15 protein-coding genes and 3 pseudogenes are annotated in these 17851 nt (G+C 45.8%); 8 read left to right on the forward strand and 10 right to left on the reverse strand.

Going from position 1 to position 17851, the window contains the following annotated elements:
• A pseudogene (locus tag L5M18_RS20920) lies at positions 1-152 on the reverse strand (IS982 family transposase); the annotation flags it as partial.
• 210 nt (positions 153-362) lie between these two features.
• Between L5M18_RS20920 and L5M18_RS20925 the strand changes: the two are divergent.
• The 3 genes from L5M18_RS20925 (at position 363) to L5M18_RS20935 (ending at position 5425) form a co-directional block, all read left to right on the forward strand.
• Positions 363-656: a hypothetical protein gene (locus tag L5M18_RS20925; RefSeq protein WP_263198490.1), complete on the forward strand. Its 294-nt coding sequence runs from the start codon at positions 363-365 to the stop codon at positions 654-656.
• A gap of 280 nt (positions 657-936) precedes the next feature.
• Positions 937-1794 (forward strand): substrate-binding periplasmic protein, encoded by an 858-nt coding sequence (locus tag L5M18_RS20930; protein ID WP_263198492.1) that lies wholly within the window; start codon positions 937-939, stop codon positions 1792-1794.
• Between the two features lie 346 nt (positions 1795-2140).
• Positions 2141-5425 (forward strand): S41 family peptidase, encoded by a 3285-nt coding sequence (locus L5M18_RS20935; RefSeq protein WP_263198494.1) that lies wholly within the window; start codon positions 2141-2143, stop codon positions 5423-5425.
• A 106-nt stretch (positions 5426-5531) separates the two neighbouring features.
• Here the strand turns inward: L5M18_RS20935 and L5M18_RS20940 are convergent, their stop codons facing one another.
• The 5 genes from L5M18_RS20940 to L5M18_RS20960 form a co-directional block, all read right to left on the reverse strand.
• Entirely contained in the window at positions 5532-5972 is a 441-nt protein-coding gene (locus L5M18_RS20940; RefSeq protein ID WP_263198495.1) for a hypothetical protein, read from the reverse strand.
• 224 nt (positions 5973-6196) lie between these two features.
• Positions 6197-6634 (reverse strand): OsmC family protein, encoded by a 438-nt coding sequence (locus L5M18_RS20945; RefSeq protein WP_028760789.1) that lies wholly within the window; start codon positions 6632-6634, stop codon positions 6197-6199.
• 87 nt (positions 6635-6721) lie between these two features.
• Positions 6722-7072, reverse strand: a complete 351-nt coding sequence (locus tag L5M18_RS20950) for a DUF3325 domain-containing protein (RefSeq protein WP_263198496.1) — start codon at positions 7070-7072, stop codon at positions 6722-6724.
• Complete coding sequence (locus L5M18_RS20955; RefSeq protein WP_263198497.1) at positions 7069-8739, reverse strand: PepSY-associated TM helix domain-containing protein; 1671 nt, start codon at positions 8737-8739, stop codon at positions 7069-7071. Before L5M18_RS20955 ends, L5M18_RS20950 begins: the two co-directional genes overlap by 4 nt.
• A 1-nt stretch (position 8740) precedes the next feature.
• The gene (locus L5M18_RS20960; protein ID WP_131523016.1) at positions 8741-9115 is read right to left on the reverse strand and encodes a DUF3649 domain-containing protein; all 375 of its coding nucleotides are present in this window, start codon (positions 9113-9115) and stop codon (positions 8741-8743) included.
• Between the two features lie 428 nt (positions 9116-9543).
• Between L5M18_RS20960 and L5M18_RS20965 the strand changes: the two genes are divergently transcribed.
• The gene (locus L5M18_RS20965) at positions 9544-11112 is read left to right on the forward strand and encodes a methyl-accepting chemotaxis protein (RefSeq protein WP_105249832.1); all 1569 of its coding nucleotides are present in this window, start codon (positions 9544-9546) and stop codon (positions 11110-11112) included.
• A 248-nt stretch (positions 11113-11360) separates the two neighbouring features.
• Positions 11361-11717 carry a ribosome hibernation-promoting factor, HPF/YfiA family gene (gene hpf / locus L5M18_RS20970; RefSeq protein WP_263198499.1) on the forward strand — a complete coding sequence of 119 codons (357 nt, stop codon included), beginning with the start codon at positions 11361-11363 and terminating at the stop codon, positions 11715-11717.
• A 93-nt stretch (positions 11718-11810) separates the two neighbouring features.
• Here the strand turns inward: hpf and L5M18_RS20975 are convergent, their stop codons facing one another.
• Positions 11811-12461: a response regulator transcription factor gene (locus L5M18_RS20975; RefSeq protein ID WP_198572112.1), complete on the reverse strand. Its 651-nt coding sequence runs from the start codon at positions 12459-12461 to the stop codon at positions 11811-11813.
• Between the two features lie 30 nt (positions 12462-12491).
• Positions 12492-13655 (reverse strand): sensor histidine kinase, encoded by a 1164-nt coding sequence (locus L5M18_RS20980; RefSeq protein ID WP_263198501.1) that lies wholly within the window; start codon positions 13653-13655, stop codon positions 12492-12494.
• A 183-nt stretch (positions 13656-13838) separates the two neighbouring features.
• Between L5M18_RS20980 and L5M18_RS20985 the strand changes: the two genes are divergently transcribed.
• Both L5M18_RS20985 and L5M18_RS20990 read left to right on the forward strand, forming a co-directional pair.
• Positions 13839-14330 (forward strand): DUF2141 domain-containing protein, encoded by a 492-nt coding sequence (locus L5M18_RS20985; protein WP_263198503.1) that lies wholly within the window; start codon positions 13839-13841, stop codon positions 14328-14330.
• 14 nt (positions 14331-14344) lie between these two features.
• Entirely contained in the window at positions 14345-16009 is a 1665-nt protein-coding gene (locus L5M18_RS20990) for a carotenoid oxygenase family protein (RefSeq protein ID WP_263198505.1), read from the forward strand.
• A 65-nt stretch (positions 16010-16074) separates the two neighbouring features.
• Here L5M18_RS20990 and L5M18_RS20995 read toward each other — a convergent pair whose 3' ends face one another.
• Positions 16075-16797 (reverse strand): YebC/PmpR family DNA-binding transcriptional regulator, encoded by a 723-nt coding sequence (locus L5M18_RS20995; protein WP_105249827.1) that lies wholly within the window; start codon positions 16795-16797, stop codon positions 16075-16077.
• Positions 16798-17232: 435 nt separating this feature from the next.
• Here L5M18_RS20995 and L5M18_RS21000 point away from each other — a divergent pair.
• Positions 17233-17604 (forward strand): annotated as a pseudogene (locus tag L5M18_RS21000) (methyl-accepting chemotaxis protein); the annotation flags it as partial.
• A gap of 12 nt (positions 17605-17616) precedes the next feature.
• On the opposite strand, the pseudogene L5M18_RS21005 reads toward L5M18_RS21000, so the two are convergent.
• Positions 17617-17851, reverse strand: a pseudogene (locus L5M18_RS21005) (IS4 family transposase); the annotation flags it as partial.

Genomic DNA, 17851 nt, shown 5'->3' on the forward strand with positions numbered 1-17851 from the left:
AGTATGATGATGGTCATCACTTCGCTCATCGTCATACGGCCAGGGCGTTGACGCTTGCGTGTACCATCGGTTAACAGCGTTTTTTCCCATTCTGGAATGAAAACAGCGCAAAAATCATCGACATCGCAAAACACTTCCACTAATTTATGCATAGGCCCTCCGGTGTGATGGGGTTTCTCTTGGTCGAAAGATCCGATCACTTGGAGGGCTATTAGTTCAACATTTCTTATCCCGAGTTCAGGTTAATTAATATTTGTAACTTTCTGTATTATCCTTGGTTTCTTATATGTGACATTGTTCACAATTTTATCGGTTGTAATTAGTTATGTTCACCCGCGTGTTTAATCTGTGGGTTAATTGATTTGTCTAAATTTTTTCTGTTAAGTACATGTTTTTGCTTTTTAATATCTGGATGTGCGACCAAGCAGCATGAACTATATCGTCGCATTAACGTGGCCTACGATTTTGAAGTCACCCACTGCGATAGTTTTGCTTTAGTCACTGGGGTGAGCCGCCATGAAAACCAGCTTGATGAAGCTAAAGAGTCCGCCACGGCTCAGGGTGAGGAATTGGGGGGGACACACATAGTTTGGTTACAAGTCGATATGGGGGATCCCACTAAAGTTGTTGCTATTATTTATAAGTGTCTGATTTAAATTTATAAAACTTTATTTTACCTCCTGCGTTCAGGCTTAGCCTTTATCGCAGCATAGTGAGTCGTTTAGATCTCACTCTTGGCTGTTGTGCTTTTTTGTTATTATCCCTCGTCCTTTTTTAGGCTAATTACTGTGATCTCGCTGGTGTTTATGGCGCGCTATCTAAGTGACAACTACGCTTACTGAGGTAGAACCCCCTCGCGGAAGTCTGACACTGAATCGTTATACTTCATCTTAGTCAAGAGAGGATCATCAACTTAAGAGGCAAGTAACTTAGCCTATGCCATGGTTTAAATACGTTCCTGTCTTATTTATGCTTTTTTTAGTCTTGCCCGCTGTAAGTGCGCCGCAGGTCAATAGTTCTTTACCTTGTAAGAACACGATTAAAGTCGGTTACAACGATTGGCCTCCCTATGCTTGGCAAGATCCTCAAGGAGAAGCACAAGGCTTAGATGTGGATCTGATGCGGGCATTTGCAGTGTACCTTGGTTGTGAAGTTCATTTTATTAATGTGCCCGCTAAGCGCTCGCATCAGATGTTGCGAGCAGGACAGTTAGATGTGTTGATGGGAGCGACTATGACGGATGAACGTCAAAACTATGCTCTTTTTTCAACCTATTACCGGGATGAAGAGCTGCGCTTATTTGTACTCGATGAGCAAAAAGATCAGATTAATATCGATAAATGGGAGGACATTTTTACCCAAAAATTGCGTCTACTTGTCCCTTCTAGCGGTTGGTATGGTGCAGATTATCAAGAATCTCAATATCGATTAGAGCAGGAGCACTTGTTAGTATTAAGTCCCGACTCAAATAAGTCTGTGCAAATGCTTATCTACGGTAGAGGAGATATGATCGTCGGAGATACCTTAGCCATGCCCTATATTGCCAGCCAGCATCAACGCATCAAGCTAGTATCACTTAAGTTAGTGTTAGATCAAAACCATATTCATTTAATGTTCAGTAAAGCGAGTATCAAGACAAGCCAGTTAGAGCAGTTTAATCATGCGATTAAGGCATTGATGGATAACGGTGAAATTGCACGAGTAATCAATAAATGGCAACAAATGACACTGGCGAAACAGTCTAATATGAGCCGCCTAAACAGTCCGCTAAAGACGCTGTATGTCAGCCCTTAACATTAGCCCTTCACGTTAGCCACTCATGTCCGACTCTGGTATATTTTTATCCTAGTGCAATATGGTAACGCTATGATCTTTGATGTTTTCCTCTAAAAAATCTTGTCTTTTATTCAGTTGTTCCTCCGCGATTTAAGATGTGACACATTTGCTAAAACTTCTCTGACTTGAAGTTACTGAACTCTCTATCAAATTCTGCTAGCTTGTTGGGCTCAATTGTCATGCTTTGGACTTGATTGTGGTTTTTTACAAAAGCCCATGGCAAGAATTTCTTCGCTAAATCTGCTAGCAAAATCTCGTAGTAAAGAGTCTATTGCTAAAAATAACAATAGGATAGAGGTCATACATGAAACTTCGCCATTCTGTCGCCTGCTGTATGCTTGCCCTAGGCACATTAACAGCGTTCCAAACCATCGCTGCCGATGCGGTGAGCAATCAAGGGTATTACCGTGCGCCAGCGTTGCACGATCAAACCTTAGTCTTTACTGCAGAAGGGGATTTATGGACTCAGACCTTAGGTCAAAAAGCGGCTACTCGCTTAACGAGTTTACCCGCAGAAGAACTAGGGGCGATTATTTCGGCCGACGGTAAGTGGGTTGCTTATGTTGCCAACTATGAAGGCGCGAGCGAAGTGTATGTGATCCCCATTACGGGCGGTGTGGCTAAACGGGTGAGTTTTGAGAATAGCCGTGTACGAGTTCAGGGCTGGACTGCCAAAGGCGAGATTTTATATTCTACCGACACGGGCTTTGGTCCTGCTAATAATTGGATGCTGCGCAGCGTCGATCCTCAAACCCTCACCACCACAGATTTACCCTTAGCCGATGCGGTCGAAGGTGTGATTGATGATCGCAACGAATACGTGTACTTCACCCGCTTTGGTCTGCAAGTGACTGGCGATAACGCCAAAGTGTACCGTGGCGGTGCAAAAGGTGAATTATGGCGCTTTAAACTCGGCAGCAAAACCGAAGCACAGTTGCTCAGCGGCCAACACGACGGCTCAGTGCGCCAACCTATGCTATGGCAGGACAGACTCTATTTTATTAGCGACAGCGATGGCAACGACAACCTCTGGTCGAGTGCGCTCGATGGTTCAGATGCAAAACAGTTAACCCAATTTAAAGATTGGCAGGTCCGCGGTGCGCGGATGGACCAAGGCAAAGTGGTATTCCAGTTAGGTGCGGATATCCATGTGTTTGATATTGCGGCCGCTAAAGACTCGTTAGTCAATATTGAACTCATTTCCGATTTTGCCGAGCGCCGTGAGCATTGGGTGACAGAGCCTATGGATTACGCTTCTTCGACTAATTTGGCCCCCGCTGGCGATAAAGTGGTGATCACCGCCCGCAGCCACGTGGCGATCGCGGGTATTGATGGCTCGCGTTTAGTTCAAGTTGCACTGCCGGGGACTTATCGCGTAAGGGAAGCTGTGTTGAGCCAAGATGGTAAGTCGGTTTATGCGATTAGCGACATGACAGGTCAGCAGGAAATTTGGCAATTCCCTGCTGATGGCAGCAGTGGTGCTAAACAGTTAACCAAAGACAGTCATACTTTAAGAATGAGTCTTAATTTGTCCAGTGACGGTCGATTTATCGCCCATGACGATAACGATGGTAACGTTTGGCTGCTCGACTTAAAGAAAAATACCAATCAAAAAATCATCACTAACGGCGAGGGACTTGGGCCTTACGCCGATATCCGCTGGTCCGGTGACAGCCGTTTTATTGCATTAACTAAGTCGGAAATCGGTAAACAACGTCCGCAAATCGTCCTGTATTCTGTGGATGAAAATAAGGCCGAGACGCTCACCAGCGACAAATACGAGTCCTATTCGCCAACCTTTAGCAGTGACGGCCAGTGGCTATATTTCCTGTCAAACCGCCAATTCAGCGCAACACCAAGTTCACCTTGGGGCGATAGAAACATGGGTCCAGTGTTTGATAAACGCAGCCAAATTTTTGCCATCGCACTGGTCAAAAATGCCAAATTCCCCTTTAGTAAACCCAATGAACTCGAATCTAATCAAGTTGAAAAAACCGATGCTAAGGATAAACCGAGTCCAGTGAAAATCGATTGGGCAGGGATCTCTCAGCGTTTATGGCAAGTGCCTGTCGATTCAGGCAATTACAGTAAGCTGCGCGTCGTCGATGATAGACTTTATCTGTTAGATCAAGCTATTGGTGACGATGTCGCACCTAATTTAATGACCATCAAATTTGACCGATTAAGCCCCAAAGCCGAGGTTTTTGCCGAGGACATTGGCCAATATGAGGTTTCTGCCGATGGTAAAAAGCTGATGCTACGTAAGCACAGTAATGAGAAATCACTCCTGATCGTTGATGGCGGCGATAAATTAGGCGATACGGATAATGCCAAAGTGCAAACGGAACAATGGCAGCTAGCGATTTCTCCGCAGCTTGAATGGCAGCAAATGTTTGAAGATGCGTGGTTGATGCACCGAGAATCTTTCTTCGATAAGAAGATGCGCGGCCTCGATTGGCAAGCCACTAAGGCTAAGTATCAGCCTTTGCTCGACCGCCTGACTGATCGCAATGAACTGAACGACATCTTCATGCAAATGATGGGTGAGTTAGATTCTTTGCACTCACAGGTGCGCGGTGGTGACATACCTCAAGATCCCGATGCGGCTAAAGCGGCAAGTCTTGGCGCGCGCCTACAACAAACGGCAGATGGCGTTAAAATCGCGCACATTTACAGTAACGATCCTGAGTTACCTGCTAATGCTTCACCGTTAAATCGTATCGAAGTCGATGCTAAAGAAGGCGATATGTTACTGGCTATCAATGGCACGCCAGTGGCGAATGTGGCCGACGTCACGCGTCTTTTACGTAATCAACAGGATAAGCAAGTATTACTACAGCTTAAGCGTGGTAGCCAAACCCATAAAACCATCGTCATGCCCGTTAGCGCTGTGGTGGACAGTCAATTACGTTACTTAGATTGGGTGAGCGATAACGCGGCTGTGGTCGAGGATGCAAGTCAGGGCAAGATGGGTTATTTGCACTTATATGCCATGGGTGGTGGTGATATTGAAAGTTTCGCTCGTGAGTTTTATGCCAACTACGATAAAGAGGGTTTGATTATCGATGTTCGCCGTAACCGCGGTGGCAATATTGACAGTTGGATTATCGAGAAGTTACTACGCCGCGCTTGGGCGTTTTGGCAACCGACCCATGGCACGCCAAACACCAATATGCAACAAACCTTCCGCGGTCATTTAGTGGTGTTAACCGATGAACTGACCTATTCCGACGGCGAAACCTTCTCCGCAGGGATTAAAGCACTCGGTATTGCGCCCTTAATTGGTAAGCAAACGGCAGGGGCGGGCGTGTGGTTATCTGGGCGAAATGCGTTGACTGATAAAGGGATGGCGCGGGTGGCCGAGTATCCACAGTATGCAATGGATGGCCGCTGGGTGCTTGAAGGCCATGGCGTAACGCCGGATATTGAAGTCGATAACTTACCTTTTGCTACCTTTAATGGAAAAGATGCGCAGCTTGAAACTGCAATAAGTTATTTAAAGGATGAGTTGGTTAAACAGCCAATCCCAGCCTTAAAAGTGCAACCTTTGCCTGTAAAAGGTATGGCACAGGATATTAAAGTTAAGTAATTGATATTTAAATTCAGTATTTAACCGAAATTTAAGGTATTTCGGCTAGCATGTCCGCGTACAAAGTTAGGGTGTTGTCTCTTGGTTCCCGAGACAACACCCATTTTTATGCCCATTCATTAATACTTCTATTCCCATTTTTACTTGTTTCCGCATAGGTTTGCATAGTGTTCACTTGCTGTTGTTGGGCAAGGTGATTAACTGTCATTGCTCTCGCGTCTTCGTTATGGCTTAGATAATAGGCCGTTGGCGCTGAAATCCCTTGGCTCGTTCCTGTCGCTAAATTGGTCATGTCGGCGATCACTTGATACTTCATCTTCGCGTGTTTCAATTCGACTAAGGTTTCTATGTTATCCCTCAGTGCTGGCATTTCTGCTGGTTTTTGCGTATTCGCCGCCAATTGTTTTGCATCGCTAGAAAGCGTTACTGTATCAGTTGATGCTGGTGCGCTGGTTTGAACTGGATTTTTAACCTGTGCAAATTCAGCAGTAGAGACATTTTTTTGTGGGCTGACAGACGGGGAATTTCGCAGTGGTTGAATGTGCATCTTTTAACTCCAACAGATGATACCAAGCTAAGATTGGCTTATATCGTACTGTTTAAAAGCTGGACCTGAGCTGAATAATGGTGAAAAGTTGGACTCTGTGGATGATTAGGTGGCGCGGATAATTCGATGATAGCAATGATTCAGACAGCTATTGAGTTACGGTGCGGCAATAAAAAAGCCCGCTTAGGAAAACCATCAGCGGGCCATAAAGATCTGCTCAAATCCTAAAACTTGATTTGAATATCTGTTGCTAAACTATTAGCGATAAAGCAATTTGCATGTGCTTTCTCGTGAATTTTCTCAAGGGTTTCTTGGCTAACTTCGACCCCTTCAGCGAAAATGACCTTAGGATTGAGCACCATCTTTGTCACGGCCAACTTGCCCGCCTCGTTTTTACCCAGCTCTGCAGTGGCATTATCCACATAGGAGGTTACAGGTAAGCGCTTAAGATGCGCAATTGCTAGAAAGGTCAACATATGGCATGAGGATAATGCAGCCAACAGGCTTTCCTCTGGATTGACATTTTGCCCATTGCCTTTGTATTCCGGTGCCGACGAGGCTTGAATCGTCTGGCCGCTGCCAAAGGTAATACTGTGGTCTCGACAAAATTCGCCTTCTTCGGCGGGCGAGGTTTGCCAGTTAACCGTTAAGTTAAAGCCCATTATTTTCTCCTATCTGAAGGACATCAGGGCACTATAGCCTAGCGGTGCTCACTTAGCCATGATCGCCATGCCAGTGTTAGCTGGACATTAGATCCCAGCACTCAGTAATAGAGTGCCAGTGAGCACGCTGCCAGTGACGATTCCTATCGGTAAATGGCGCGGGCTGTAGCTTAACGTTAGGATGACCAGCATTGCCGCGAGGGAAATTATTCCCATAAACAAAATGCTCCCGTAAGCCCAGCCTTGATCGCTCGCGCAGGCACTTAAGCTAAATGCTAGTAGTAACCAAGCAAACAAGGTTAGCAAACGACTTTGCCATTGTGCTGGTGGACGATTGAACACATCCTTGAAGTGACCAAACTTAGCTAAAGCAAACAGGGCGAGGGAAAGATAACTCAAACCTAAGATCCCAAGTTGGGGAATAAGTTCTGGCATCATGATTTGGCTTCCTCCAATGAAGATGACGAGCTAAGGTCGCTGGCAAGGGATGTTTGGGATTCGCTTCTACGTGCATTTTTTGCTTTTTCTGGGTGTTTAGTGGTGGCCTTAGCAATCAAAGTCACTCTTTTACTGGCAAATAGCATAGCGCCACCAAGTAGCACTGCGAGCACGTCAAATCCGACTAAAGCCCATTGATGGGATTGGATATTGTCGATGATATTGCTTGGTGATGTGAAGGCATTGAGCACGGGCAGCGTACAGCACAAAATCCCTGTGAGTCGTAATGCGGTTTGCCACTGGCGACGTGAACGACCCAAGAAAGCCCAAACACCCATTACCGCTAACGCGATAAAGAAACTGTGAACTTCCCATTCAGAGCGGCTTGCAAAACTTGTCGGTAAGAGACGATTGGCGTAAAAGAAGGCTACAGTGCCTAAGGGTAGTCCTAAGATAAACATGAAGTTTAACCCTTCAACTAAACGTAATCCAAAGCTTGGTTTCTCGCCTTTATCGATCAATTTTTGCTGTTTTTGACGTAGACGAATGGCCCACATCAAAGTGCCTGTCGCGATCATAGCGCAGCCTAATAAACCGCAGAAAAAGAATAAAAATCTTAGCAGCGGTGCGGCAAAACGTGCCGTGTGCAGCGACATCATAGTATCGTAAGTCGCGGATGCTCCAGAGGCTTCGTGCGGGCTGGCATATTTAAGCTCACCATTTACCCCGTTGAATATCAAAATATTGGCTTCATCGGTCACATCTTTACCTGTGTTTTGGTAAAAGGTCACTTGGCTATTTTGATCTTTAGGGTATGACACTATCACTTGCTTAATTGGCGCATCGCCCCATGCGGCTTTCACTTGAGGTAGTAATTGGCTCAGTTGCACCTGTGGCGCACTAATCCCCGCGGCTTTCTCGGTTTGTCTGGCGGGATTAAGTTCTTTTAAAAAAGCTTGGTTATCACCCGAATAGGCGGTATTAACCGTCCATGGGATATAGATAAGCATTAGGGTAATAAGCCCTGTATAAGTGATCATCAAATGGTAGGGCAGGGCGATGACAGAGCTCACATTGTGCGCGTCTAGCCAAGAGCGAGCGCCTTTATCCCGTCTAAAACTGAACAAATCTTTGAAGATCCGTTTGTGGATCACTATGCCACTGATAAGGGCGATCAGCATAAACATAGTGCAAACGCCGACGATATAACGCGCTGTAATAGCGGACATATAGTGCAAGTCAAAGTGCAGACGATAGAAGAAATCACCGCCGCGACTCTCACGCACTTCAGAGATCATGCCGCTGCCATCTGCTAAGGCTACATGTTCTTCAGTCTTGCCACGACGCTGACCTTTTTCTGGTGGCAGTTGCCAGCTAACGCTTTGAAAGGGGGTTCGTTCAGTTGGAAAACCTATCATCCAGCGCTGCGCTGTTGCCGGCGAATGCGCTTCTATGTAACTTTGACCTTTATCTAATTGGTTTTCGAGTGTATCGGCTCTGTAGTCTTGATAAACCCCTTTGTGTAATTCGGGTTCATTCCAAAGGCTGATCTCATGGCGAAAATAGCTCAAGCTACCCGCAAAAAAGATCAACAATAATACCCAACATACCAGCAAGCCTGCCCAGGTATGTAGCCAAGATAAAGTTCTAAAAAATGTTTCTTTCATCTTATTGCCCACATACCTTGATCAATCCAAAACATAACAAACTCACTAAGCCTAAATCTCGCCACGCATGCCAAGTTTTACGCACACAAAAGGCATAAATAATAGCGATGGCATAAAACAGGAAAGCTAACATATTGGCCGTTATCGTGCTTTCAAAGCGCGGCATAGGTAGCACTAATGTCAGCAGGCAAGCCAAGGTTGCTGCCGCAACATAACCCGCCAGTAGAGCGGCACTCGCACGGGCAAAGACTTTGAAGGCAAACTGCGATTGCTCTTGCTTAAACCATTGCACAATTCCCCGCGAAATCAGCGAGAACGAGCGCATTTGGGTTGTAGAAGATTGCGTTGAGGTTTCAAACGCGGGTGTATTAGACATAAGTGCCACTTCTCATTTCGAGCCAATATGGGTCTGTTTTGGCTATCCGCTACTGTTGATTCTGCAAAGTGTGCTTGAGCTTTTTGGCTTAACGACGAATGCATTTCTATAGCAGTAGATAGCTAACCGCGAGAAGTATAACTTAGTTAATTCAAATGATAAACGATATCATTTAGATTCGAATGTGAATTTGTGATCTTAAGCTAATCTGCTTTAGCGAGTGTAGGGTGACGAGTTTAACGTATGTAGCGTAACGAGCGCCCTGTCACAATTGTTTGTTTTTATTTGTTGATATGTGTTTAGTGGTTACTGCTTGTTTAGCATTAGGTTAATTTTTATGCTGCCAATGTGAGCTTTATCAATTTTGATAGACGACGGTTTTGGCAGAATGCGTTATCTTTTTTACCGAGACCTAGCCTGATAACCCTATGCATAAAAATTCTACAAATGGTGAAACACACCTGTCAGATAATGCGATTTTACTATCAACGACGGATCTGAAGGGAAATATTAAATATGTGAATCAGACCTTTTCGCAGATCAGTGGGTTTAGTGTTGCTGAGTTGCAAGGGAATCCACATAACATAGTGCGCCATCAAGATATGCCTGCGGCTGCATTTAAGATCCTCTGGGAGCGAATTAAGCAGGGCAAGCCTTGGATGGGGATAGTTAAAAATCGCACCAAAACGGGCGGCTATTATTGGGTGAATGCCTACGTCGCGCCTGTGTATGAAGATGGTAAAGTTCATGAGTATCAATCTGTTCGTCGCCAAGCTACCCCTGAGCAGATTAAAGCCGCTGAGAGTATTTACAGTGATATTAATCAAGGCAAGCAACCTAAAGTATTGCGTAAAGATAGGTTAGGTTTCAGTGGCAAAATACTGCTGGCCATGTTGGTTTCGATTACGGCTACGGCGATGATTGCCAGTTATTCCCCCATAGTTGCCGCGATGGTAGGGATGAGTCTCGCGTGCCTAGCATGGTATTACCTGATGCAGCCGCTGCAAAAGCTTGTGTCTATGGCAACCAACATTATTGACGATCCCGTCGCTACGGGCGTGTACACCGGCCGCCAAGATGAGATCGGTAAATTAGACCTCGCCCTACGTTTTTTGATCACTGAAATTGGTGGCGTTGTTGGCCGTATGGCTGATTCTGCCAGTGAGATCCAAGCACAAAGTGTCAGCCTTAAACAAACCATTACAAACACTTGGGAGCATGCCGATAGTCAGAGTGAACAAACCACGCAAGCTGCGACTGCGATGGAGCAGATGAGTGCCAGTTTTGCTGAAGTAACGGGAAACATTCATCGCACTGCCTCGGAAATGGTGTCGAGCCATGAGGCGGCTCAACGCGGTCATTCACGTTTAGAAACGGTTATTGATGCGATACATCAGTTAAGTGTACAAGTGAGCCACTTTTCCGATGTTGTACAAGCTATTGAACAAGATAGCAGTGCGATTCACCAAGTGCTTGAGGTGATACGTGCCATTGCCGACCAAACTAACTTATTAGCCTTAAATGCGGCAATTGAAGCGGCGCGGGCTGGTGAGAGTGGTCGTGGTTTTGCCGTGGTGGCCGATGAGGTCAGGCAGTTATCGAGCCGTACTAGCCAATCCACCTCGCAAATTGAGTTAATTGTTAGCCGTTTTAGGGAAAGCACTCAAAGGGCGACCTCGACCATGATGGCGGGGCAGGAACAGGTAAAACGTTCGGTAAGCTTAGCGCAAGATGCGAGTGTGGCTTTTGGCGAGTTGCTTTCATCTATTTCGCGAATTAATTCTTTGAGCGATGATAATGCGGCGGCGATGACGCAGCAGACTTCCGTGGCCGCAGAAATTAGCCGAGCTATCCATGTGATTAGCGACTTGGCTCAGCAGAGTTTAGAGCAGACGCTCGATGCGGCGGCGCGGGGTGATCAAGTGTCGCGTTTATCGACCAAGACGCATCATTTGTCCCAACAGTTTTGGCAGCAGAGTGTGCAACGTAAATATTAAGCGTATTTACCTTATGTCATATTGGATTTTGTGATTGATTTATTATTAATGCCTGTTTATAAATCAATCACTTAATCATGTTTTTCTCGCTGTTTTATTTTTAACTTCTTGATGGCGGTCACATTTAGGAGATGCTAATACCTGAGTTGACCGAAATATTTGCCAATAACCCTTGTGTTTTATCCTGCATGCCCCAAGCTCTATTAGTGAAGCAAAAATAAAAGTAATGACACTAAAAGGGACAACCTATGAAAATAAATATTTCTGGTCACCACGTCGATGTTACTGATTCTATTAGAGAAGATGTTAACGAAAAATTTGCAAAAATCGCCACCCATTTCTCCTCTCTGATCGCACTGGACATTATTATTGCGAAAGAGCATGGCGAGTATCAGGTTGAGCTTCGTACGAATTATGAAGGAAGCCGTATTTCTGCTTCAGGTACTGATGAGGTTATGTACCCAGCAATCAAAGCCGCATCGAAAAAATTAGATGCAGCACTTAAGCACCGTAAAGGTCAGCTAAAAGCGGATTTGCATGAAACCCCGAGCTGTACAACGCCAGCTATTGCCCATGAAATTATCCAAGAGATGGATCTTCGTTAGGTTTTAGTCATAACTCATCGCTTTAGATGAGCACAAAAAGGGCCTTAAATGGCCCTTTTTGTTGGCAATCGGGTTTGGTTTAATGCTAATGGGTTAAATCAATGCCAGTTGTAATCCCTTGAGCACAGCTTGGGTACGGTCTCGGCAATCGAGTTTAGTGAGTATGTTAGAGACATGATTCTTCACTGTGCCCTCGGCTAAAAATACCGCATTGGCGATTTCCTTGTTGGAGAAGCCGCCCGCCATAAAACTGAGAATTTCCCGCTCCCGTTCCGACAATAATTCATTTCTAGTTACCCCAACGCTAGGTGCAGGTTTAGGCTCACTCATCTGTTTGAGTACCGAAGGCTCTATCAAGTAGCCGCCTTTGGCGACGGTTTCGATGGCGTGCAGTAACTTGTCGAGTGACACGTCCTTGAGCAAAAACCCATTGGCGCCCGCCTGCAAACTATTGAGGAATAACTCACTGTCATCGAAGGTGGTTAACATGATGATAGGTAAACTATTGGCACTCTGGCGTATCTGTTTGAGCATGGCGATACCATCAAGATTTGGCATGCGGATATCACTGAGCAGCACATCGACGGGATTGCTGGCAAGCTTTTTGAGTGCATCTTGACCGTCTTCGGCTTGCCATAACACGCGAATGTTGTCGGAAATAGCGAGCAGGCTAGCGATCCCTTGGCGAACCAATTGCTGATCTTCCACTAAACCGACACTGATGATGTTGTTTTGCATATCCATAGCTATTCCAAAGATTTTTTTAATAAAAAGTTAAGCGAGTGCTGGGAGTGTGAGGGTGAGTTGGCAACCGGACGCCGAGTCATTTGCCCTTAACTCCAAGGTGCCATTAAAGGGTTGTAGCCTTTCCTGCATGCCGCCGAGCCCAGTACCGAACTGTCCAGTGCCGCTTTTAGCTGATGCGTTTCGCGCGGATCCCCGTGTTAGCCCCATGCCGTTGTCGCTTAGTTGCAATACCAGCGCGCTTTGGGAGTCTTGCATGCTCAATTGCAGTTGATTCGCCTTGCCGTGACGAACGGCGTTGCTGATGCCTTCCTGCAGCACTAACAGTAGTGCCTGAGTCAGTTCGGCTGATTGCAGTGGCTTCATCCCTTTGCAGTTAAGAGTCACGCTGGGTAAGCGGGTCATCAGTGCCTCTAAAGGTGGGACTAAATCCAATCCCACTTGCACTCTTTGAGCCCTGACGACGGCGCGAATACTTTCAAGTAGCTCTTTAGCTAAGGATTTACTTTGGTTCACTTGAGGTTTGAGTTCCTCGGGCGCTGTATGGCTTAGTACTTCCAATTGCAGGGAAAGCGCTGTGAGTTGGTGGCCGAGAATGTCGTGCAAATCGCGTGATATCCGCAGTCTTTCTTGCTGTTCGCTGGCTTGGCTCAGTAGGGCGCGAGTGGCAATAAGCTGTTGGTTTAGCTGTTCTTGTATCAAACGTGATTTACGTTCAGAAAGCCTTGCTTGGCTACTGCTGTAGGCAAAGAATTGAAAGCCAAGATAAATCAAAATATTGAACACATTGCTTTGTTCATGCCATTGCCATTGCTGCAGTAGGTAATAAACAACATTGACCAACACTAGCTGTGAAATGGCTTGGCGACGACTAAAAAACTCAGGCAACAGTGACGCCCAAATAACGAAGAGGATCGGCAGCAATGCATGGTTTGCCGTGAGTAATAAGCTCAGTACGATCAAGGGCATTGCTAGCGTGGTTATGCGGCGAAGTTGAATATTATTATGTGGAGCTATGTCCGTTGCTATTAGTATAAATTGCACTAAATACAGCCCATAAAGCGTTGCATTGAGCATGCCTTGCCATGTATGTAATGCGGCTTGGTTTATCCCAACCCAAGCGACTAATGCCCAAGTGAGCACTCCTGCAGCAATCAACATGTTTTCTTCTTTCGCTAATCGATTTTCTAGCACGAATGACTATTCCTTAATCCAATTCTGCCGACCATTCTAAGGTATCACCGCCAGATGTCACTATGCCAAAAGTCATGTTGTTATCATTTTGTTTCATGACTTTTGGCACCTGTTTTTCGTCTTGCGATTTTTTAAGCTAACTCCATCGCAGTTACTTATGAGCGCAAATAACAGGAGTAAGACATGAAACACATGAACTCGGCTATGACAACACTGGCTCGCCAAGCTAATAAGACGAAAAGGACGTTATCAGCGATTCGGGGCGCAGGCTTAGCTTGCTTGCTCTTGTCTGCAGCGAGCATTTCCACAGGGATTCAGGCACATACCCTGACTGTGGATATCGATAATATTCAAGTACAAACCGGCGCCTTGATGGTTGAGCTTTATGCCAATGCCGAGGATTACGCCGCAGGCCACAATCCCTGCGCATCTATGATAAAGCCCGTCACTAAGACAGAGCATAGGCTGGTATTTAGCGATCTCGCCGATGGCCAATACGCGGTAAAGGTCTTTCATGATGAAAACAACAATCATAGTTTAGATACCAATATGTTAGGTGTGCCGAGTGAAGGTTATGGCTTTAGCAATAACGCTGGCAGTTTTGGACCTGCGAGCTTTAAAGACGCCAGCATTAGTTTGAAGGCCGATACGCAAATCACTATACACATTCGCTAAGAGGGGGCTGCACCATGGATAGACGTCAATTTCTAGCAGGCTCAGCCGCCCTAATGACGACCGCTGTTTGGGCCTGTTCAGTGGATAAATTGCTGGCGCTGGATAACGCACAAGCGGTCGCACGTGAGCCATGGGCGATTGGATTTAGTGGTGCTGAAGGCGACTATCAGCTACTCACTATGCAGGTTTCGGGCGAGTGGCCAGCGCAGTTGAATGGCAATCTATATCGTAATGGGCCAGCGAAAATGTCTCGGGCAGGTAAGGCATATCAACATTGGTTTGATGGTGATGGCATGGTGCAACAGTTTAGTGTGAGCAATGGGCAAATTCAGCATCAGGCTAAGTTTATCCAAACAAAGAAGTTTAAAGTCGAAGAGGCCGCTGGCGCGTTTAAGTACACGACCGCAGGCACAGTGATCCCCAATGCTTTACCTATTCGAAATAACGATGATTTGAATGTGGCTAATACTAGTTTATTATCGCGCCACGGCGAGTTGCTCGCTTTATGGGAGGCGGGTTCACCCTATCGACTTGATGCCCAGACCTTAACCACGCTTGGCGTGAAAAGCTTTGGTGACAAATTTAAGGGCTTGCCCTTTTCTGCTCACCCGCTCGATGACGGACAAGGTGGACTATGGAATTTTGGCGTCTGGTATGTAGGCGGTGAGAAGCAATTACTTGTGTATCAAGTGGCGTCCGATGACAGCATAGCCAGAATGGAAGTGATTGAATTACCACAGGCGAGTTACTTACATGCCTTCGCGCAGAGTGAGAATAAGCTGGTGTTTTACATTTCATCCTGCGTGTATGAAGAGGGCGAAACTTATATTGATGCTTTTAAATGGCGCCCCGAATTGCCATCGCAATTACTGGTTATCGACAAAGCCGACTTTAAAGCGCGCCAGTTACACCCGCTGCCTGCGGGATTTGTGTTTCACTTTGGTCAAGCCATTGAGAAGAATGACGAACTTTCTGTGCAGCTTTGCCTCTACCCCAATTCAGCTATTTTAACCCAAGGGATGAAGGGGTTACTGACGGGGGAGCGTAAAACTAAGACACCCCATGCAGAGTTAGTGACTATCACAGTACCGCTCACAGTACCACTCACAGCAGCTAGCAAAACGCAGTTTGCAGAGACCTTGTCTTCCTCTGCACGTATTAACCGCAGCGGCGTGATGATGGAGTTTCCCCAGTTTTCGCAGCACATTATGGGTAAAAAACAAACTAGCGGTGAAAAAGCGTTTGCAGAGAAAACAGGCGGGGCTTCGGAGTTTGTTCCGTTATTTGGCGTTGGAGCAAGATCAGATTCAGCTGTTAACTCTGGCTCCAGCTCCAACTTTAAATATGAAGCAGAATCTGACTCTGAATCAGGGCTAAGTAACACTCTATATTGTATTCATAATGCAAAAGACAGCAGCAAGCACAGTGCGGATACACTTGGCGACGCGAGCTATAGCGCGTTTTATCTTGGCAAAGGCAAAATTGCCGAAGAGCCGCTCTATATCCCCGCCACTGAGCAGCACGAAGCTTATTTACTGATGACTTGGCTCGATTACCATAATGCACAGTCTGGTTTGTCTTTGTTTCGTGCCAGTGATATCAGTGCGGGCCCCATCGCTTCGGCTCAAATGAACAGGGTATTGCCACTAGGGTTTCATGGCTGCTTTATTGAAGCTTAATATTATGATCTATAAATAAAAAACGCAGCTCTTGGCTGCGTTTTTGTTTCAGGCGAAAGAAACGTCTAGTCATCAATTTCCGCATTGTGATAGACGTTTTGTACGTCGTCACAATCTTCAAGTGCGGCAATAAACTTTTCAAACATAACGACATCTTCACCTTCAACTTTAGTCATGTCCTGCGGTACGAAGGTGATATTGTCAAATTCAAAGTTAACATCTGGCATTGCTTCGGTCAGCGCAGTTTTGACTTTAAAGTATTCAGTGTGTGGCGCGTATACTGTGATTAAGCCATCTTCAAGCTCAACATCGCTTACATCAACGTCAGCCATCATCAGCAGTTCTAAAATCGCATCTTCGTCATCACCCGCAAACACGAACACGGCTTGATGATCAAACATGTGGCCAACTGTACCAGGGCCGCCGAGTTTGGCATCGTTTTTCACGAAGGCTTGACGCACTTCGGTGAAGGTACGTTTTACGTTATCGGTTAAGCAGTCAACAATGACCATGCAGTTGCCAGGACCAAAACCTTCGTAACGGGCGGTATCGTAATCTTCACCACCGCCGCCTTTGGCTTTTTCAATTGCGCGTTCAATAACATGCGCGGGCACTTGGTCTTTCTTAGCGCGTTCAATTAAGCGACGCAGTGATAAGTTTCCATCGGGCTCAACGCCGCCTTGCTTAGCGACAACGTAAATCTCTTTACCGTAGCGTGAATAAATGCGGGTTTTTTGACCGGCTGTTTTCGCCATGGATTCTTTCTTGTTTTGATATGCTCTGCCCATCTTGATCTCGTTAGCTCAAAAAAATTGCGCCGATATTAGCAGTTTTCTTGGCATAAGTGCAGTCGTCCCTATGTGATTTATTACCTAGAAGGCGACGGGGCACGCATTTCAGGGCAAAGTTGGTTTTATCAAGGAAGATCCGCTTTTAGATAGGCAAGGACTATATCGCGATAGATTAATACTAATGTCTAATGCCATACGCTCGTGAGACTGTTGATGATAGCTAACTTCTACTTTGTTTATTTAGCGAGATAAATTATCTAGCTTATTCAGAGAAATAGACTAAAACTATAAATCTTGAGCGCTATCATAGTTAGTCCTCCCTCGTCAGTTGTAAGCAATAGCCGCTGTAATTGATAGCAGCTGAACGAAGGCTAATGATTCGACTCTTAGCATTTCCCTTTCATTTTTACCTTGCGCAGTTACGGGAAGTATATGGAAATACAGCACAAAATTTTAATTTTCATCAGTTTTACGCTGGTCACTCTGGGGAGTTTATTACTTGAGGGACTGCATCTTCCGAGTATTGTGCAGGCGGTGATCTTGGGCGTTCTTGCCTGTGGCTTAGTGGTATGGGTGTGTTTGCGCGCATCTAAGGCTAAGCTCGACACCGATGAGGCAAACATTAAGGTATTACAAGAGCAAAGCATCCCCGCCCACGACATTAGTGTGCAAACCAGCAAAATGGCTATTGGTTCGGCTGAGGTGTCGCATTTTATTGATTTACTGAATAAATCAATTGAATCAAATGGCGAGCATGCCAGCGCCATTGCGGTTGCCGCGGGGCAATTGAGTCACACTACGGCCTGAAGGATCCCCTCATAAATCAGCCATAGCATAGCCATATTTGAGCAACTGATTGGCGAATAATACCCAGGCCGCCAGCAATTCTTTCTCCGTGATTTGATAATCAGGCCGCCTGAGTACCTCCAATCCCAAGCGAATCGTTGAGAGTACCGTTCGATGCCCAATGGTATTGGCCTGAAAATGCTTATCCCAGCCCTGTTGCTGTGCGTGTAAACCAACTAGCCACAACAGGCATTGAACCATCAAC

Source organism: Shewanella sp. SM20, assembly GCF_025654545.1.
Lineage (GTDB): Bacteria > Pseudomonadota > Gammaproteobacteria > Enterobacterales > Shewanellaceae > Shewanella > Shewanella oncorhynchi.